The 18,311-nt window shown below is 67.8% G+C and carries 19 protein-coding genes; 10 read left to right on the forward strand and 9 right to left on the reverse strand.

Annotated elements, in window-relative coordinates; all coding sequences use genetic code 11:
* Positions 1–3 precede the first annotated feature (3 nt).
* The 3 genes from ACOJTC_RS09370 to ACOJTC_RS09380 all read right to left on the reverse strand — a co-directional run bounded on the left by ACOJTC_RS09370 (position 4) and on the right by ACOJTC_RS09380 (position 2,811).
* Positions 4–1,038 carry a hypothetical protein gene (locus ACOJTC_RS09370; protein WP_420116548.1) on the reverse strand — a complete coding sequence of 345 codons (1,035 nt, stop codon included), beginning with the start codon at positions 1,036–1,038 and terminating at the stop codon, positions 4–6.
* The gene (locus ACOJTC_RS09375) at positions 1,035–2,234 is read right to left on the reverse strand and encodes a hypothetical protein (protein ID WP_420116549.1); all 1,200 of its coding nucleotides are present in this window, start codon (positions 2,232–2,234) and stop codon (positions 1,035–1,037) included. Before ACOJTC_RS09375 ends, ACOJTC_RS09370 begins: the two co-directional genes overlap by 4 nt.
* 364 nt (positions 2,235–2,598) lie before the next feature.
* Positions 2,599–2,811 carry a hypothetical protein gene (locus tag ACOJTC_RS09380; protein WP_420116550.1) on the reverse strand — a complete coding sequence of 71 codons (213 nt, stop codon included), beginning with the start codon at positions 2,809–2,811 and terminating at the stop codon, positions 2,599–2,601.
* A 343-nt stretch (positions 2,812–3,154) separates the two neighbouring features.
* On the opposite strand from ACOJTC_RS09380, the gene ACOJTC_RS09385 reads away from it, so the two are divergent.
* Together ACOJTC_RS09385 and ACOJTC_RS09390 are read left to right on the forward strand one after the other, a co-directional pair.
* The gene (locus tag ACOJTC_RS09385; RefSeq protein ID WP_420116551.1) at positions 3,155–6,835 is read left to right on the forward strand and encodes a hypothetical protein; all 3,681 of its coding nucleotides are present in this window, start codon (positions 3,155–3,157) and stop codon (positions 6,833–6,835) included.
* Between the two features lie 254 nt (positions 6,836–7,089).
* Positions 7,090–7,470 (forward strand): hypothetical protein, encoded by a 381-nt coding sequence (locus ACOJTC_RS09390; RefSeq protein ID WP_420116552.1) that lies wholly within the window; start codon positions 7,090–7,092, stop codon positions 7,468–7,470.
* A gap of 33 nt (positions 7,471–7,503) precedes the next feature.
* Here the strand turns inward: ACOJTC_RS09390 and ACOJTC_RS09395 are convergent, their stop codons facing one another.
* Positions 7,504–9,036 carry a hypothetical protein gene (locus ACOJTC_RS09395; protein ID WP_420116553.1) on the reverse strand — a complete coding sequence of 511 codons (1,533 nt, stop codon included), beginning with the start codon at positions 9,034–9,036 and terminating at the stop codon, positions 7,504–7,506.
* 294 nt (positions 9,037–9,330) lie between these two features.
* Here ACOJTC_RS09395 and ACOJTC_RS09400 point away from each other — a divergent pair, with 294 nt between their 5' ends.
* From ACOJTC_RS09400 to ACOJTC_RS09425, 6 genes are all read left to right on the forward strand, one after another.
* Positions 9,331–9,681, forward strand: coding sequence for a hypothetical protein (locus ACOJTC_RS09400; protein WP_420116554.1), 351 nt, complete (start codon positions 9,331–9,333; stop codon positions 9,679–9,681).
* A gap of 96 nt (positions 9,682–9,777) precedes the next feature.
* Positions 9,778–9,942, forward strand: a complete 165-nt coding sequence (locus ACOJTC_RS09405; RefSeq protein ID WP_420116555.1) for a hypothetical protein — start codon at positions 9,778–9,780, stop codon at positions 9,940–9,942.
* A gap of 237 nt (positions 9,943–10,179) precedes the next feature.
* Positions 10,180–10,344 (forward strand): hypothetical protein, encoded by a 165-nt coding sequence (locus ACOJTC_RS09410; RefSeq protein ID WP_420116556.1) that lies wholly within the window; start codon positions 10,180–10,182, stop codon positions 10,342–10,344.
* A 202-nt stretch (positions 10,345–10,546) separates the two neighbouring features.
* Positions 10,547–10,963 carry a hypothetical protein gene (locus ACOJTC_RS09415; RefSeq protein ID WP_420116557.1) on the forward strand — a complete coding sequence of 139 codons (417 nt, stop codon included), beginning with the start codon at positions 10,547–10,549 and terminating at the stop codon, positions 10,961–10,963.
* 238 nt (positions 10,964–11,201) lie between these two features.
* Positions 11,202–11,474: a hypothetical protein gene (locus ACOJTC_RS09420; RefSeq protein ID WP_420116558.1), complete on the forward strand. Its 273-nt coding sequence runs from the start codon at positions 11,202–11,204 to the stop codon at positions 11,472–11,474.
* 1,963 nt (positions 11,475–13,437) lie between these two features.
* Positions 13,438–14,157 (forward strand): ParA family protein, encoded by a 720-nt coding sequence (locus ACOJTC_RS09425; protein WP_420116559.1) that lies wholly within the window; start codon positions 13,438–13,440, stop codon positions 14,155–14,157.
* A 602-nt stretch (positions 14,158–14,759) separates the two neighbouring features.
* On the opposite strand, the gene ACOJTC_RS09430 is transcribed toward ACOJTC_RS09425, so the two are convergent.
* Together ACOJTC_RS09430 and ACOJTC_RS09435 are read right to left on the reverse strand one after the other, a co-directional pair.
* Positions 14,760–14,954 carry a hypothetical protein gene (locus ACOJTC_RS09430; RefSeq protein ID WP_420116560.1) on the reverse strand — a complete coding sequence of 65 codons (195 nt, stop codon included), beginning with the start codon at positions 14,952–14,954 and terminating at the stop codon, positions 14,760–14,762.
* The gene (locus tag ACOJTC_RS09435) at positions 14,951–15,334 is read right to left on the reverse strand and encodes a hypothetical protein (RefSeq protein ID WP_420116561.1); all 384 of its coding nucleotides are present in this window, start codon (positions 15,332–15,334) and stop codon (positions 14,951–14,953) included. Before ACOJTC_RS09435 ends, ACOJTC_RS09430 begins: the two co-directional genes overlap by 4 nt.
* Before the next feature lie 433 nt (positions 15,335–15,767).
* Between ACOJTC_RS09435 and ACOJTC_RS09440 the strand changes: the two genes are divergently transcribed.
* Positions 15,768–16,349, forward strand: a complete 582-nt coding sequence (locus ACOJTC_RS09440; RefSeq protein ID WP_420116562.1) for a hypothetical protein — start codon at positions 15,768–15,770, stop codon at positions 16,347–16,349.
* 38 nt (positions 16,350–16,387) lie between these two features.
* Here the strand turns inward: ACOJTC_RS09440 and ACOJTC_RS09445 are convergent, their stop codons facing one another.
* Together ACOJTC_RS09445 and ACOJTC_RS09450 are read right to left on the reverse strand one after the other, a co-directional pair.
* Complete coding sequence (locus tag ACOJTC_RS09445) at positions 16,388–16,678, reverse strand: hypothetical protein (protein WP_420116563.1); 291 nt, start codon at positions 16,676–16,678, stop codon at positions 16,388–16,390.
* 164 nt (positions 16,679–16,842) lie between these two features.
* Complete coding sequence (locus tag ACOJTC_RS09450) at positions 16,843–17,292, reverse strand: hypothetical protein (protein ID WP_420116564.1); 450 nt, start codon at positions 17,290–17,292, stop codon at positions 16,843–16,845.
* Between the two features lie 411 nt (positions 17,293–17,703).
* Here ACOJTC_RS09450 and ACOJTC_RS09455 point away from each other — a divergent pair, with 411 nt between their 5' ends.
* Positions 17,704–18,060, forward strand: a complete 357-nt coding sequence (locus ACOJTC_RS09455; protein ID WP_420116565.1) for a PadR family transcriptional regulator — start codon at positions 17,704–17,706, stop codon at positions 18,058–18,060.
* Positions 18,061–18,083: 23 nt separating this feature from the next.
* On the opposite strand, the gene ACOJTC_RS09460 is transcribed toward ACOJTC_RS09455, so the two are convergent.
* Positions 18,084–18,302 carry a hypothetical protein gene (locus ACOJTC_RS09460; RefSeq protein ID WP_420116566.1) on the reverse strand — a complete coding sequence of 73 codons (219 nt, stop codon included), beginning with the start codon at positions 18,300–18,302 and terminating at the stop codon, positions 18,084–18,086.
* Positions 18,303–18,311 lie beyond the last annotated feature (9 nt).

Consider the following 18,311-nt stretch of genomic DNA (forward strand, 5'->3'; position numbering starts at 1 on the left):
CTCTTACAGGCTTGACAGGAGCGCGGCTGTCCGGCGCTCTAAGTCAGCTGCGGCTACGTCGAGGGCATCAAGAGTGGCGGTCAGCGGCTTAAGTACGGCCGCGGTGGCGTGCCGGACAACGGCGGCCTTTTCTGGGTCGATCGGCTCCAGTGGTGCGGCCGCTGGCGAGGTTGCTGACGGAAGAGACGGTGTCGCCCCGGCCGGTGGCGGATGGTGACGGTGGGTTCGGTGCCCTCGAGCACGGGCGAGTCGGGACATGGTCCGACGAGTGAGCGGCGCGGGGTCGAGGTCGAGTTGGGCCCAGGCGCTGCTGACAGGTAGCAGCGGCAGGGTGACGTCGGTGATGGTGACGGGCTGTTGGCAGCGGTGCGGCCGGTCGGAGGTGAGCGGGGCGGCACGGTCGACGGCGCGGGCGACCCGCACGGTGGCGCTGGCCGCGGCGAGCTGCAGAGCCGAGATCCAAAAAGCGAGGGCGCAGGGCCGGCACCGGGTTGGGTCCGGTCCGGTCAGCAGCTCGATGGTCTTGTTCCCCCTGTGGAGAGTGGTCCCGGTGGGTGCGAAGTACACGTCGCAAACGGCGAGCTCGGCGATCCCCCTGTAGGTCAGCCCGGTATCGGCCAGAACGAGTAGGGCGCGGTCGCGGCGGCCGAACCACCCTTGCGTCCACCCGTGGATGGGAAGGTCGGTCAGGAGCCGGTCGACGTGCCCGGGCGGTAGCGGGATCCGCGGGTCGGGTCGCCGGGGTCGTCCGCGCAGGACGTCGAGGATCTCGGGGGTGCGCGGCGGGGCGGTGTGGCCGGCGCGGGTGTGGGCGGTGGTGATGGCCCGGACCCGGACGCCCTGGGTCGCGGGGGCGGCCGGGCAGTCGTGCAGGAACGCGATCACCGCGCTCGAGCTGGTCGGGAGTGGGGGGTGGCCGGCGATGGTGCACCAGTCGACGAACAGCTCCCACGCCGCCCGGTAGGCCGGCGACAGCCCGCCAAGCCGCTCCCCCAGCGGCGCCGCCGGCGCCGGCGCGTGCGGTAGTGAATCGGTCATAGGTCAAGTTGTTGGACGATGTTGCCGACCAGCGGGGAGTGTTCGCGGCGGTAGGTCTCCAGTTGGGCGGGGTTGCGGTGCCCGGTCTGCCGCATGATCGCGGCCGGGTCTCCTCCGGCCCGGAACCCTTCGGTGATGAACCCTGAGCGTAGGGAATGCCCGCCGAGGAGGGCGATCTTCTCCGGGGGCCAGCCGGCGGCCGCCGCGCGGCGGGCGATGACCTGGTTGACCGCGTCCCCGCCCATTGCGCGGGGGTAGATGCGGCCGGTGCGGTGCACGACCCGGAACACCGGGGCGGTCGGGTCGGCCGGGACCGGGAGGGGGTCGCGGCAGACGTGGCCATCACCGGGGACGGGGCGGGTCTGCCGGCGCAGCACCGGCATGACCGCGAGGCGTTGCCCATCCCGACCGTCCGGGGTTGGCTGTGCGGTGTCGGCGGCCTTGTCGGCGGCATGGTCGGCGGCATGGACGAGTTGCACCCACCGTGTGATGGCGCAGGGGGTGCAGGTGGCGAGGTTCCGGCCGCGGGGGGCGGCCTTGATCTGGCCGCGGCCTTCCTGGTCGGTCTTGGACCGGCGGAGCAGCACGTGCAGGCCGTCGTCGCCGTGAAGGGTCAGATTGCCCAGGGTCAGGGTGGTGAGTTCGCTGCGGCGGGCGGCCAGGGTGAACCCGAGCAGCAGCAGCGCGGTGTCGCGGCGGGCGGCGATCCCGGCCGGCCACGCCCCGAAAGACTGCGACAGAGGGCCGAGCAGGGCCCGCAGATCGGTCAGCAGCAGCGGGTCCCGCCGGGACGGGCGGGTGCCGTGCTGGCGTTTGATGCCGCCCAGGGTGCGGCGGACCCGCTCGCTGCGCCCGGGCCCGGGGTGGCCGGCGGCCCGGTGGATCTGGTTGATCGAGGCGACCCACCGGATGAGGGTGGCGGTCTTGTACCGGGGCTGGTCGTCGGCGTCGAACTCGGCGGCCGCCGCGGTCAGGTACCCGGCCACCACCGCTGGTGCCGCCGGCAGCGGGATGTACCCCTCCCCCGCCGCCCACGCGGCGAACCGGGCCCAGTCCCGCCGATAGGCATCCTGCGTCGCCTCGGCGGTCGACCCGGCCACCGTCTCAAGGACCTGCTCCCACAGCTCCGGGCGCACCTGTCCCCGCCCGGCGTCGTCGATCGCCAGCTCTGTCGCCGGTATCGGGGTCAGCGTCACGGTGACGCTCCGGGCCCGGCCAGCACCGTGACCAGCGGCGCGGCGCCCGCGACCAACGGCCACGATGATGCGTCTGTGGGCTCTGGGGCGGGCTGGGTCACGGTCGGGACGTTACCGGAGGCCTCGGTTTCTACCTAGCATAACGTTCGATTATGCCGGGCTAGATATGCCCCATGTGCGCTGACTAGGCCCGGGGCCCGGAGATCCCCGAGACATCCTGGAATTGTCCGATTCAGGCGGAACGGTGCTGGTCAAGGCGTCAGTTTGGGCGGGCGGGGCCGGGGCGCCGCGTAGAACGCGGACGTCTGCTGGGGCACCGGTACCGGGCTGGCGGGGACTGGCCGGCCCGGCACCGGTGGCGAGCTCAGGTGCGGTGGTGCCGGTCGTGGACGTTCTGCAGGACGCTAATCAGGGTGCCGACGGTGATCGCGCAGCCGGCGCCGTAAGCCGGGTAGATGACGGCGATGGTGATCGACGGGATCGTTACGACCAGCAGGATGGTCAGCAGTATCGCGGTGCGGCGGCGGGGAGTGGCCGGTCGGGCCGGGGCGCGCCCCGCGTCGTTGGTGGTGGTCATGGCGGTGTCTCCGATCTTGCGGTGGGGCGTTCTGGTCAGCCAGCCGGCCGGCTCGGTACGACCAGCCTGAGACCGGAATGCGCGCCCGGACCCTTCGGGACCTTCGGCCTTCCTTCGGAGTCCTGTGCAAGCCTGGGAGCTGCGGAAACGGATACGGAGTGCGGTACCGTGCCGAACGTTCCCGAAGGGGGCTCGGCGGTACTCGGCGAGGTGACGGATGCAGCAACCCCCCAGTGATCAAGGGCCAGAAGCGGACGCGGTCGCCGCTCGGCAGCGGGCTGGGCGCCGCGGTGGTGGGAAGCGCGCGGACCCGGCGGCGATCGCTGACCCATACCGTCGGGAGTTGGCCGAGTTGTTGGGCGGGTTGTTCAAAGCGACGGGAATGACGCAGCGCGCGATCGCCGGCCTAGCGTTTGTGGTCCCGTCGAGGGTCTCGGAGACCTTGCGGGGGGTAGGGGATTCCCCTTCCCTTGACACGGTCAGGCGGATCGCCAAGGCACTGAATGCCACCGAAGAGCAGCAGCGTCGGGCCCAGGAACTCGTTGGACTCATCGGAACATCGGCCCCGTGGGTTCTGGGTGGGGACAGACCTCGCGACCATGTCGCCATGCGGGCGGCGGGTCGCCGTCCCGGTGGTGGGCACAGCGGCGACTTGTTCACTGGCCGATCCGTGGCGGTCGACCGGGTCAAAGGCTGGCTGACCGCAGCGACCGGGCCGGGACTGCCGCTGGTAGTGACGGGGCAGCCCGGCGCGGGCAAGTCCTCGGTGGTGGCCCGCGCGGCCCGCGACCTAGAGACTTCCGGTGTTGCCGGCGGTGTGTTCTTCCACGCCCGCGGGACCACCAGCGACGAGATGCTCGCCGCCGTCCAGACCCTAGCCGGGGATCCGACCATCACCGACACCGAAGGGTGGCTCTCGCACCTGCGAGGGCGGACCGCCGGTGGCCAGCAGCCGCTGCTGGTGGTTGTCGACGCGCTCGACGAAGCGATCAGCAGCTCTGAGATCACTCGGATCAGCCAGTTGCTGACCACGGTCGCCACCGAGCCCGCGCTCCGGGTTGTCGTCGCCACCCGCCGCGGCCGCGGTAACCAACTGCTGCGCCACCTCGGGATCCGGGACGGCGACGCCGCCAACCTGGTCGACCTGGACAGCGACACCTATTTCGACCCCGCTGACCTGAGACAGGTTGCGACCAGGCACCTCACCCAAGCCACCGCCGACAACTATCCGGGACGGTCGGAGGACGCCTGGACGCGGTACCGCACCGACCGCGCCCTGACCGACCGCCTCGCGGCGGTCATTGCCCGCCGCGCGGACCGCAACTTCCTGGTCGCCGCCTTCGCCGCCCACTCTCTGTCCACCATGCGCGAGGTACTGGACCCGGCCGCCCCGGGATTCGACGACACGCTCATCCCCTCCAGCGTGGCGGAGGCGTTCACCAAGTACTTCGACACCATCCCCGACGAACGCCAACGCTTCCGGACCGGGCGCCTGCTGACCGCGCTGGCCTTCGCCCAAGGCCCAGGCCTGGACGACGACACCTGGCTGCTCTTCGCCGACGCCCTCGGACTGGCCGCCCCCGGCGAGGACATTCAGTTGTTGCGCCGCTCACCAGTCGCGGACTACCTACTGGAAACCGAACCCGACCAGCACGGCCTGGCAGTTCGTACCCGCCTGTATCACCAAGCCCTGATCGATCAGCTGCTCAACCAGGACGAACCCGATAACTACGCCGAGCCCGACGACGCGCGCCGTATCTTCCGACGGCTCACCCCCACCGACCCTGACGGATGGTCGACGGCCAGCCCCTACATGCGGCGCTACTTGGCTGACCACGCCGCCGCCGCCGGTGAGCTCCTTAGCCTGCTGCTGCAACCCGGGTACCTCGCCGTCGCCGACCTCACCCGCGTCCTGCCGACCCTGCCCGCCAAGCCCACCGGCGAACTCCGCGAGATCGCGACGATCTTGCGGACCTGCGCCCACCGGACAGACGGGCTCAACCAGCTCGAGCGGGTGCTATTACTCGCCCAGGCAGCAGCCCACCTGGGGCTTGCCACCTGGCAAGATGCCTTCACCGAACGAGCCGTGGCGCTGGGTGGCCCCACACTGCTTTGGGCGCAGGCCCGGTCCAAAACCATGCACGAAACCCTCGGCGGCCTCGTCTCGACTTACGCCGTTGCCATCGGAATGCTGGGCGACCGCAACGTCATTGTCAGCGGCGGCATAGACGGCACCGTGGGGATCTGGGATCTCGACGGCAAACCCGTCGGCGCCCCCCTGATGGGCCACGAAAGCTGGATCAACGCCGTAGCCATCGGGGCGCTGGGCGAGCAGCACGTCGTTGTCACCGGCAGCCGCGATGGCACCGCGCGGATCTGGGATCTAGACGGCCAACCTATGGTCACCCTCACCGGCCACGACGGGCCCATTGCCGCCGTCGCCATCGGAACGCTGGGTGAACAGAACGTCGTCGTCACCGGCAGCCACGATGGCACCGCGCGGATCTGGGACGCCGACGGCCACCACCTGGTCACCCTGGCCGGCCACGACGGGCCCATTACCGCCGTCGCCATCGGAACGCTGGGTGAACAGAACGCCGTCGTCACCGGCAACCACGATGGCACCGCGCGGATCTGGGACGCCGACGGCCACCACCTGGCCACCCTCACCGGCCACGACGGCGAGATCAGGGCCGTCGCCATCGGAACGCTGGGCGAGCAGCACATCATCGTCACCGGCAGCCACGATGGCACCGCGCGGATCTGGGACGCCAGCGGCAAACCCGTCGGCGCACCCCTGGCCGGCCACGACAGTTGGGTCGACGCCGTCGCGATCGGAACGCTGGGCGAGCAGCACGTCATCGTCACCGGCAGCCATGATTACACCGCGCGGATCTGGGACGCCGACGGCCACCACCTCGGCACCCTGGCCGGCCACGACGGACCCATTTTCGCCGTCGCCATCCGGGCGCTGGGCGAGCAGAACGTCATCGTCACCGGCAGCACCGATGACACCGTGCGTATCTGGGATCTCGACGGCCAACCCGTGGGCGCACCCCTGGCCGGCCACGACGGTTGGATCAACGCCGTCGCGATCGGAACGGTAGGCGAGCAGCACGTCATCGTCACCGGCAGCAACGAAACCGCGCGGATCTGGGATCTCGACGGCCAACCCGTCGGCGCACCCCTCACCGGTCAAGTCGTCGCCATCGGAACGCTGGGCGAGCAGAACGTCATCGTCACGGGCAGCCACGATGGAACCGTCCGGGTCTGGGATCTCGACGGCCAACCCGTCGGCGCACCCCTCACCGTCCACGACGGCAGCGACAACTGGACTACCGCCGTCGCCATCGGAACGCTGGGCGAGCAGAACGTCATCGTCACCGGCAGCAGCGATGGCACCACGCGGATCTGGGATCTAGACGGCCAACCCCTGGGCACCCTCACCGGCCACGCCGACGAGATCAGGGCCGTCGCCATCGGAACGCTGGGCGAGCAGCACATCATCGTCACCGGCAGCCGCGATGGCACCGCGCGGATCTGGGACGCCAGCGGCAAACCCGTCGGCGCACCCCTGGCCGGCCACGACAGTTGGGTCGACGCCGTCGCGATCGGAACGCTGGGCGAGCAGCACGTCATCGTCACCGGCAGCAACGAAACCGCGCGGATCTGGGATCCCGACGGCCAACCCATCGGCAACACCCACAAGGGCGACGACCCGGTCATCGCCATCGCCATCGGAACGCTTGGCGACCGCAACGCCATCGTTACCGGAGGACTGCGTAACACCCTTCGAATCTGGAACCAGCACTCGCTGGAGACGTCATGCATTCCAACGCTGTCGCGCGTCAATGCTGCGGTGATCGACGGATCGGTGGTGTACGCGGCAGTTGGCCCAGCACTCGTCGCCTGGCGTTTCTCCGACAAGCTGTCGAGCGACATCCGCATCAAGCAGCTGGTCACTGCCGCTGCTCCGCCTCCTCGACCGGCACCGGCCCACATCGCACCGACGAGGCGCCGGTAGGCCCATGTCGCCGCCGTCCGCAGATAAGCGCGGGCGGTGGGAGGTTAGGCTGCCGTTCCACGCGCTAGTTGGCGTAGTTTCCTCGACTTATCTGACGTAGTCGTGGCCTGGCTGCCGAGCCACCGGCGTCGGAATCGGACAAATCGGACTGAACCGCCAGGTATCGACGCCTCATCAGCGCCACATAGCGCGAGCAAACTACGCCAGATAATTCGTGGATCCACACCGTCGGGGATCCCGAGCCGCCGCTGTGGGTGACCCGGCCCGAGCTGCGGCCGCTGGCGCAGCAGCTGGCCCGGGCCGCCCAGTGGGACCTTGAGGTGCTGGACGATCCGGTCGGGGTGTTCTTCGCCGCCCGGGAGCTCGAGGGGCAGATCCGGGCGGTGCTGGCCTCCGGCTGGCGACCCCCGGCCGGCCAGGTGGGCACGGTCGACGAGCTCGAGGCGTTGCCGGTGGCCGCGGTGGTCACCGACTCCGACGGGCAGACCTGGGTCCGCAACCGCATCGGCGAGTGGTGCGAGCCGTACCCGGCTGGAATCGACCCCGACGAACTACTTGCCGACGGGTCGGTGACCGTCCAGTGCATCCCGTCGCCGGACGCCGCGGTGACCACCGCATCGGCCGCTCGGAGTTGATGGTCGATGAGGCGCTGCGAGCGGTTCGACGAGTCATCGTTGCCGTGTTCGGACGCTTCCACTGACAAAGCGCGCGACGTCCTTGGGTCTACTGAGCAAGTCGAGGAGGTATAGATAGGCCAGGGTTGCGAGTTCATGTGGGACGTCGCCAGTGTGGTGCACCAGCAGGGCACTGTCCCGGCCCTTGTTCTTGACGTCGGTCTTTGACCCGAATCCGTGGGTGGCGTTACGCAGCAGATCGACGTACAGGCTGCCTGCTCTGTCTCGTGAGACGTTCTGGATGGTGCCGTCCGTGAGATAGAGGCCGATGGTCTCGGCGTCCTGGGGGATGTCGAAGCCGGCGTGGAGCTCGTCGAGAGCTGCGACTGCACGTTCCGCTCCCTCAAGCAACACAGGCTGAGCGTCTGGTGGGATGGTCTCCCGCAGGCGCTCCAGTGTGCGGACGGCGCAGGCCTTCGTCGCCATCTCGACGAGGGGTCGGCCGGTCAAGCGCGTTTCCAGGGTGTCCAGGACTGAGAACATGAGCGTGCGTCGGGCAGCCGGGTCGTCGTAGCTGCGTTGCAGGGCCCCGACGCGTCGGAAGACCTGCTCGACCGAGAGCTGATAGTTCAGGTGTGCGTCCGGGTCGTAGTCGCCATGCTCGTCTTGGAAGATGGCTGGGTCGCTCAGCCAGCCGAAGAGGTCGTTGAGCCGCACGGTCCACCAAGCTAGGGCGGCCCGCCCGGCGCCGGCATCGAAGCTGGGGGTCTCGACGTGCCCCCACCGCTCCGCTGGCAGGGTGTCGATGAGGTTGCGCGGTTCAGATGGGAGGCCGCGTAGAAGGCGGCCCAGCAGCAGGATGTAGACCCCGCCCAGGCGGATCGATTGAAAACTCCACAGGTGTGGAGACAGGCAGCCGATGAGTGGCCCGACGTAGGCGTCGAACAGGCCGACCCCCTCGGATAGACCGCCGGCGGTCGTGAAGACCAGCCCCCCGTCGCGCGCGTCTACCGCGTCGGTGATCCGTCCGTCCCTCAGGTGTGGGTCCTGCCGTACCCGCAACAGCAGTTTGGGCAGGGCCATTCGGATCAGCAGCGCGGAGTGTCGATGAACAACATGGGCGCTGCTGGCTGGGAATCCCCCGTTCGTCATCTGCTCGCAGACCTCGGTCAGCAGAGCGGGGACGTCGGCGGCGTCTGCTGTGCTGATGTCGAGGAAGAAGCTGGAAGCCAGGGCCGCGGCATCTCCGTTGCGAGTCCGCTCCTCGAGCCGCTGTCTCGTTTCCTGGAGGTAGGTCGGGTCTTCGTTGGGCATGGAGGCGGCCGGTTCTGACGCTAGGTACGCCTGGAGCTGAGTCAATTGCGGAACCGGTACGTCGGATCCGGCGATGTCTGCCTTGGAGACCAGCGCGGGACGCTGGCGCAGGTAGTTCTCGTTGGTTTGCAGCCCGTACCGGTCGGTGGACACCTCGGTAACCCGAAACTCGGCTCCTTCAAGGAACACCTTCGGACCGTCGCCGACCCAGCCGGGCAGTTGGCAGATGACGTGGCTACTCGGGGTGGGCGGACCTGCCTTCGGACTGCTCATCAGCAGACCCTCCCCCCGGTGCTCAAGCGTGCGGCGGGTCCGTTCTGCCGACCCACGTCTTGATGCACGCCTCGTAGTACACAGCATGTGCAGCGGACCGCGCAGCGGCACCGCCCGATGTTCCTGTCGGGGATCGGCTGTCGAGACTCGTGAGCAGGCTCATCGGGCAGGGGTTGATCGTGTGCTTCAGCTAGCGCGGACGCCATCAGTTCGCAGCGCTGGTTGAGACCCCGTCCCCGATGATGTCGGTATGAAGATCACTCATCGCGGACCGGCTCCCAGATGAGGATGGTCGTGGCCAGCGTCGCGCTAGCGGCCCTGACCTACGTCGCCAGCTGGTTCTGGATTGGGCAAGGCCCAGGTAAGAACGACTCCCCTGCACAAATAGCCGGGTGCGCCATCTCGTTGATCGTCATCGCTGTGGTGGCGTCGCTGTTCCTGCATCCGGCGCTTGGAGCCCTGATCGGAACACTCGCGTTCACGGCGGCGTGGTCGGTACATGCCAGCGCTACCGACCCAACGGGACTGTGGCCGGTCGGAGCCATGATCGCCCTCGTCGGGGTCTTCGCAGGTTGGATCTTGGTCGCGGGGCTGACCTTCGGGCTCCGTACGGTGGTCACCCGTCGGCGGGCCATCGAGCCCTAGATCATTGCCACCCGCCTGCCTGAGGCCTTCAGAGAGGGGGTCCCGTTGCGAACTCGCATGATCGTGAGCGTCGTAGGTCTTGTTCTTGGAACTGTCGTGATCGTCGGGCTCACGATCTACGGCTCTATCGCCGGGGGCGGGGCCAATCTCGGGCTCGGCCTTGTCTTCGGCGTCGCCATCATCACGGTGATCGTCAGCTGTCTGCACATCCTCTACGCGCTCCGCACGCGGGACCAAGGCCCGACCCTCGACGATTTCTGACTTGAGCCCCCCGGTAACCCGTCCCGGCCACGCCGTACCCGGCAAGGTCACTTTCGTCCCATATACCGATCCCCTACCGGGACCGTTTGCTGGTTGAGCCTGGCGTGGCATCGTGAGGCAGCATCAACCACGCCTTGCAGCTCACCGCCAGTTGCCTGCCTAAGGCCCGTCAAGAGGGGTGGACTGTTGCGAACTCGCATGATCGTGAGCGTCGTATGTCTCGTTCTTGGAACTGTCGTGATCATTGGGCTGACGATCTACGGCTCTATCGCCGGGGGCGGGGCCAATCTCGGGCTCGGCCTCGTCTTCGGCATCGCAATCATCACGGTGATCGTCAGTTGTCTGCACGTCCTCTACGCGCTCCGCACGCGGGGCCAGGGGCCAACCCTCAGCGACTTCTGACTCGCACTCCGGTCCCCCGTCCCGGCCAAGCTGCACCTGGGCGACGTCAACCCCGTCCCGTATGCGGATAGTTCTGCGGGACTCGTCGGCGTAGCGCGGCTGTTGTGCGCACATGTCCTGCAGACACACTGACGGCATGTTCCCAGCCGGCGAGGAAGGCCGTCACGGACGAGGGTCCCGCGTGCGGGCCCTGAGAGATCGGATGCCGCCTCAGAACCAGCTCCCGGCGCCGGTCGATGCGCCCGCCGTCCTCTACCGACACGAGAATCTGGCCGTAGGCCTGAGAGTCGAAGCCTTCAGGACAGGCGTCCGTTTCACCATCTCGGTGCGTTTAGCCCGCCGGCCCACTCAGTTCCCAGCCAACCCAGTGGTGGGCCTTCGACGCCACGCCGAACGCATGTCAGGCCCGTTCTCCTTGAGCGACCAGAAGCTCAAGGTGGGCGTCGTCTTGGCCGACGGGCGGCGACTCGTCGCCACCGAACAGCTGCACTTCCTCCACCAAGAGGACGCGCTTCATCCGGGTACGGCCATCCTCGTGTTCCTGGGAGGTCGCGGCGACGGGCCATTGGCGGCCGACCTCGACTACTGGTTGACGCGCTTCCCCCACCCGGCGCTGTGATCGTCGTCCTCGATGGTCCTGACCTTGGTCTGATGCCGACGACGGTGCCGATAGATGGCGCAGCGATCGCAGCAGCCGCGGCGCAGGCGACGGTGCTGTAACCCTCCCTCTCGAACCGGTGCAGGAAGGGCTGCTCGAGCTGCCGACGGCCGTCCCGTTAGCCAATCGCCATACGGGACTGGCGAGCTGCTCCGGGCAGCTCAACGGCAGGCGTCGGTAGTCGTGGCATCGTTCTCGTATGCCGCGCGATGATGACCCGCCCCGGCCGATGACGAACTCGCGAGATCGCATCGCGCCGATGCCAAGACGCTTGATCGTGGCCGCCGTCCTTGCCGCCCTCGCTGTTGCGTGGGCGGTCTTCATGTTGTTTGTGACGTCCAGCGTGCTTGGTCGGGTCGGTGCGTCGTTCGTCATCGCTGGTGGCCTGACCGGGATTGTCGTAATAGCCCTCGACGCCCGGCATCGACGCCGACGAGAGATGCCGTCCGTCGAGCAGGCACCGACCGAGTAGTCACCTCTGCTAGTCAGCGGCGAGCTGGACCGCCGCGTCCCGTCCCGGATGGCGATCGACATACGGGACTGGCGAGTCGCGCGGGGGCAGCTCATGGTCAGGCGCCGATAGTCGTGGCATCGTTCTCGTATGCCGCGAGATCCTGACCTGTCCCGGCCGCTGGCGAACTTGCGGGATCGCGTCGCGCCAATGCCAAGGCGCTTGGTAGTGGCCGCCGTCCTCGCTGTGCCTGAGCGGTCTTGACGTTGTTCGTGACGTCCAGCGCGCTTGGTCAGGTCGGTGCGTCGTTGATGATGGTTGGTGGCTTGGCCGGGATTGTCGTGATCGCCCTCGGCGCCCGGCATCGACGCCGACAAGATTGTCCGACCGTCGAGCAGGCACCGACCGATGCGACCTAAAGACCGCTTACGGAATCGTGCCTTGATCACGGTGTTGACAATCGTCGCGGTCTCCGCGGTCGTAGCCATCACCTTGTCCATCGTCAACGGTGGCCATCCACTAGTTGCTGCTGGCGGCCTTGTGTTCTTTGCGGTGGCCATCGTCAACGTCTATCGAACGCAAGTCCGCAGGTAGTTCGAGGCCAGCGGACCTGGTCAGTCCGCGACACCTCCGACACGCTGTCGAGCGGCCCGACGGGCTATGGCTCCACGGGCCAACGATTCGAACGCAGCCGTCCCGTTGGACGATCGACCAACGAGACGCCGGCGCCAGCAGGTGGCGGCAGGCAGATCGTTCCGAACTGCCCACCACGACGTCGGTGTTGTGCGCATACTTACATGTATGACGCCCGATACAACTGATGTCTATCGTCCGTCGACCGGCCTTGCCCTAGTCGTCTGGCCAGGCCAAGCGGCCGCACGAGAGGTCGCTGCCGGGGACGTTTCCTGGGAGATCGTGTCTCGCGGTCCGTGGACGATGTCGGCAGCAAAGGCGCAAAACGTCCAAGTTCTGGTCGCGGTCTCGCAGGATGTGGTGGTTGGGGCTTGGTCGGTTGTCGGCCGGTCAGTGAAACCGTGGATCGCCCCTGCTGGCCGCACGCTGCATCGCTGCATGTTCGACACAAGGGTCGACTCCGACGCAAACCGGTTGGTGGGACACCCCTCGCCTCAGCGGGCGCGGAAGAATCCGCTGTGCTTGATGGAGCTTCGCGACTTGCCGGGGTACCTGGCCAGTGAACCGAGCGCCAGCTTCGGGAGAGTCCAGGTGGGCCAGTACGTACTGACCGTCTTTCATGACGGGACCGCTGAGGTGCAGGTACCCCAGAACGGGTCGATCGTCATGCGTTCCGCTGCGGTGGATCCGCGCAACCTCAATACGCAGCCTCTCGGCGCGAGTCGGTGAGGTCCTGGTAACGGATCGGATGTCCCGCAAGCCGATCGTCTACCGAGAGATCTAGCTGACCCGCAAGTGGGCTTCTCGTCGCTGGTCAGGGACCACCGATGCTGTCTCGTATACCTGTCTCGGTGATGTGTCCCGGTGATCGGGGGTTTTGCGGGACAGGCGTAACCCGGCCGGTGACCGGCTTGGTGCTTCTCTGTGGGCTGGCTCAGCCGTAGACCGTCATGCCAGGCACTCTTGATTACGTCATGTGACAGAGTCCCCTTCAGTCGAAGATCGTCGCGGCGATACTCGAGCGCGTTCGCAATCTGATGTTCTGGCTTGTGAATGTTGGAACATCGTGAGCTTGTGGCGCCTTCGTCGAGACATCCGTCTGTCCCTCACAACATCACTACGTGGCAACGTTCCACCATCACAACGTTCAACCCGTAATATGTTCGGATGTTGTGATGGCAGCTGCTCGTCTGCTCGTAGCCTCGCCGGCGGACTGGGCGCTTCGATCTGCAGCACCGGTCATCAGATGTTTCCAACGTTCTGATGTTGGAACGCCTCACCTTCTCGGCGTTGTGGTGCAGTTACGGCGTGGCGTTCCTCGTCCAGAACGTTGTGGTGTTGGAATGTCTGCGTGAAGACGCGGATTGTGACTGTCGCTGCTCGCAAGGGTGGGGTGGGCAAGACGACGCTGGCCTACGAGGTGGCCTGGTTGTTGGGTGCGCCGCTGGTGGATCTCGAGTTTGATGACGGGTCCGCTACGCGTATGTGGGGCTACCGACACGAGGATCGGATGCGGGCTCCCCTGTTGGATGCCTTGGAGCGGGGGACGACACCGAGGCCGATCTCGGGCTATCACAAGCCGGATCTGGTGCCCTGTCATCCGGACTTTCAGCTGAATCAGCCGCCGGCGGAGGAGATGGCCGACACTCTCACCCGCTGGGCGCAGGAGTGGGGGACCGAGTACGTGGTCGTCGACACGCATGGCGGCGGGTCGCCGTCGGGCGATGGGGCTCTTGCGGCCGCGGCCGCGGTGGTGGTTCCGACGCCGTTGAAGACCAAGGATCTGAACGCTACGGAGGGCATGGTTCGGGAGATGCCGGACTACCCGCTGATCTTGGTGCCGAGCATGGTGCCTCGAGTCCCGGGTGCGGCAGAGATCCGACGGATCGGCTCGATCGTGCAGGGCACACCGGTGGTGGTGGCGGAGCCGGTGCCGTACGTGCGGGGGATTGAGACCCGCAAGAAGCGGGTGGCCATCACGTCTGAGGATCCGCCGACGAAGGCCAACAGCGAGTTCGTCGCTGCCCTGCACAGTCTCGTCTCCTACATCAAGGTGCGTACCGATGCCTGAGCTTCCGGATGGTCTGGCCAGTCTGTCGCAGGCTCGGGAGAGCCGGCGGGTTCGGCGCACGATGCCGCCGCCCAGGCACCCGGTAGCGGCTCCAGCAGAGGCTGGGAAGGCGAGCGAGTCGGAGGGTCCAACTGCGGATCCCGTCGCGCCGCCGGGTGCGCAGAACGCCGAGTCCAATGCCCGGCCGGCGGCGGAGGTCACATCGGGGGCGTCCGAGCAAGGTTCGGCAGCTTCGGCGTCGGTCGCGGGGGGTGTGGCTCGCCCGACGACGGTTCACCTTGGCGATGAGCAACTGGACTACCTGGAGTCCGCTCGGATCGCCGGACTAGTGAGCCGTCCACGGGTGGATGTGTCCAAGAGCGCCGTCGTACGGCTCGCATTGCGACGGCTGCAGCAGGAGATGACGCCTGAGCAGGTGCGGGACCTGTTGGCGTCTCAGCCGACCGGGTCAGGCCCGGGACGTAAGCGCCGGTGACGTTGTGATGGCGGAACGTTGGACTGTTCTAACGTTCGCGTTGTATCCGCAGAGCTACGGGGTGCTCGGATAGACGATGTCCCCGCGCTGTGCGCGGGGACATCGTGGGGTAGATCGGTGGTCGACCTCAGTCGCGTGAGCGGGCCCGTTCTCGGGCGGCCGGCGTGAGGTACTGCTTGGCCAGCTCGGGGGTGGGTTCGCCCAGGATGGTCTTGGCCTGGTCGACGACCTCGGCCAGCTTGCGCATGGCGTCCTCGTGCTGTTCACGGGTTAGGCCGTCGAATGGGTTGCGGACCTTGGCCGGTGCAGACATCGGGGTCACGTCCCTTCCTGGTCGTCGGGTTCATTGTCCGCTGCTATGGGCGTTGTTGTCGATGGACCGATCGCGGGGGTGGGGTCGCCGGCGGCGAGGAGTTCCGCGGCGACTTGGCCGGCCATGTCGACGAGGTTGTTGTCGTTGAGGCGTTCGGCGCTGGTGATGGTCTGGGCGAGCAGGTTGGCGATGAGGCTGGGTGTGAATTCGGTGCGGTGGTCCATGACCCAGACGAAGCGGTCCCAGGCGCGGTCGACCTCGGCGTGGCGGCGTTGGTCGGTGTCGGTGCGGGCCTTCTGTCGGGTAGCGATTCGTGCTGCGAGGTAGGCGATCGCGGCGCCGATGACGGCGCAGAGTCCTCCGAACCCGGGTGAGAGGAAGAAGTTCACCGCGACAGCATCGCGGTCTGTCGGTGCGGTGTGGGGACCTTGGCGACTTCGCTCATGGTGGTGACTCCCGTCTTCTTGGGCCCCCGTTCTTTCGGCGGCCCGATCGCGTAGTGATCGGGGGACCGTCGGAGGGGGCCGGCGGAGCCGGCGGTCCGGGGGTTCCGGCTGGTCCGTGCGGGGCGTAGCGAACGGACCGTGGAGGAGCGGAGCGGGGGAACGGTTCGCCCGGACGGATTGGCCGGGTTCATCGGGCCCGTAGCCCTGGAGCGGGCCCGTAGCCTCCGACTTGTCGGGCCGCCGAAGAGGCGGTCGGCCCCCGCGGTTGGGGCCGGCCGGACAGCGCGGCCGCAGGCCGCTCCTCGGTGGTGAAGCGGGGGACGTACCCCGCTCGCCCACGCACGGTAGGGGGTTGCACCAGATGGGATGGACGGTCGTGCTGGGCCTGCTGGGGTTCGCCCTGGGCGTGGCCAATCTCGGTTGGAACATTCTCTCGGCCCGGGCCAAGCGGAAGGCGGACGCACCTCGTGTCCGGTTGCTGGTCAGCGACAGCGTCGCTGCGTATCCGACCCAGGGTGCTCCGCTGAACGTCTGGTACCCGGTGGTGACCGTCCAGGCCGAGAAGGGCCCGATTGGCGTCAGCTCGGTGTCGCTTGGGTTCGCCGACGCGGACGATCGGCAGCGCTACAACCTGGGTGCGGGCCCTGCCGGGCTGTCCCACGTTGAACGGCTGGCTGGTCTAGGTTTTGATGCCCGGTCGGCGCCTGTCAGCCAGGGCTGGGACTGGGATCCGTTTGACATGCACGTGGTTCTCGACACTGGAGCTGAGCGCAAGTGGGTGTTCTCGGTCTGGATCGACCGGAACAGCGGTGAGGAGCCGAGACGCGTGTCGGAGGGGCAGTTTCGAATGGTTGCGCTATTGATCCGCAGCGACGGCGGCGAACCGGTCGAGTCGGCTGAGTTCGTTCATCTTGTGAGCTGGCCGGAGCCGGAAGAGCTGCCGCCGGGCGAACTGTAGTGCCACCCATCGACTGACTTGCGAAGCGCACCAAGCGTTCAGGGGGCCGGGAGTCGACTTGCTTCGTACAGCTCGGAAGCTAAGTCGCTGGCGATGCCGTGGTGCAGCGCGGCGAGGTTGGCCTCGACGAGGGTGTCCCGCGGGCCGCCACTGCCGCAGGTGCCGTCCAGGCGGGGACCGGCGGGGTCGTGGAACACCCAGTCGATACTGCGTGGGTTGGCGGCGCCGACGAGCTGGCCGCGGAGGTAGTCGAACAGTGCGTCGAGGGCGTCGGGTGCGTTGTTGTAGCGCTGGTCGATGTCGGTGTGGGTGATGGTGAAGCCGTACATGGCTTGGATCCCTTCTCACTGGTGCGAGCTGTTCGGGATGCATCGTGAAATGCCGGATCTGCGGGATCCCAGATCGTCGGCTGAATTGTGGACAGCTCCGCTTGGTGTGGACGGATGGCCGGCCCGGGCGGGAGCTGGGGAGAGCTCCCGCCCGGACGTGTCGGTCAGCCGCTGGTGAGGACTCGAGCGATGGCGCCGGCGCGGCGCCAGGCGGCGGCGATGCCGCTGAGGGCGGCGCGATCGACCGGGCGCCACAGGATGCCGCCGACCACGATGTACCCGGAGCCGGCCCGTCCGTCGTACGGGAAGGCCTTGTCCCGGGTGGGCTGGTGGCCGGTGAGGCGGACGACGACGCTCGGCCCGTCGACGTGCGGAAGCGTGGGCGAGGTCGGTGGGAGTAGGGCGGCGGCCAGGTCCTCGGCGACGGTCCAGATCCGGGCGATGCTCGCCGGCGCTTCGAGACCGACGGCGTAGGTGACGACCTGGCCGACCCGGACGGCGACCCAGGAGTTCTGCTTGTCGTCGTGGCTGCTGATGGCGATGTCTTGCGAGCCGGCGGCCCAGACGGTGGTGAGGACCTGCTGGGGCTGGCGCGGATGGTTGTGCTGGGACATGGCGTCATGCCTTCCTGCCCCTGCTCGTTCGGCTGAGGCGGAAAGCGATCACGGGTGTGCGGGTGGGCAGTCAAGGGCTTCGAGCGGGGGGCGGTTCGCTGGTCCGGGTGGTGTCGACCTCGGGGTCCCCTCTGGGGTGGGGTCGGCCCAGGCGGATCGGCGGGCCGGCTCTCGCGTCCCTTGACTGGTCGGGGCCCCCACGCCCGTAGGCTTCGCGCCCTCTGACGGACCCCAAGGTGACCACGTCGACCCACCGGGCTGGCGGCCCGCCGTGCGAGCGGCGTCAGGGCCGAGCCGTCGTCCCGACGGACTGCGTCACGGTGACGGTTCGGTAAGCCCCGATTGGCTGGTTCGGTCTTTCATCCGCCGATACTTAATGGTGTTCGACCCTCGATTCGTACCGTGGAGGAAATGGACGGGGACGCGCTTCGGGGACATCTCGACATGCTGCTGCTGACGGCGATCGGCGCCGGTGATGTCTACGGCTACGGCCTGATCCGAGGTTTGCGGGACCGCTCCGACGGGGTGATCGAGCTTCCGGAAGGCACGGTTTATCCGGCGCTTCATCGCTTGTATCGGTCCGGATATGTGACTCGTGATGAACAGTGGGTCGACGGTCGTCAGCGCCGGACGTACGCGCTGACCGACGATGGACGGGCACTGCTCGCGGCGCAGGTCGACCTGTGGAACGCAGTCCAGAAGGCGGTCGCGGCGGTGCTCGACAGCACCTCGACGACGAAGACGTGCAGCGGCCGCGCGAGTCGATGAATGGGGATCCCGCGCCGACTTGGCTACTTGGCCGGCGGCGCGGCGTCCGCGGCGGACGATGTGTCTCGCCGTCGACGCCGCCGGCTCTCGACGATCGTCCAGGCGATGCCCCACAGGCCGGTGAGCGCGAGAACGGCCCCCGCGACGCGGCTCAGGGTCCACGTCGCGAGAACGAACAGAGCCAGGCCGGCGGCGATCACCAACACGTGTAGGAACGCGAACACCGTCTCGGATCGACGCACGGTTCGATT

This window comes from Micromonospora sp. (assembly GCF_048594385.1).
Taxonomy (GTDB): Bacteria; Actinomycetota; Actinomycetes; order Mycobacteriales; family Micromonosporaceae; genus Micromonospora; species Micromonospora wenchangensis.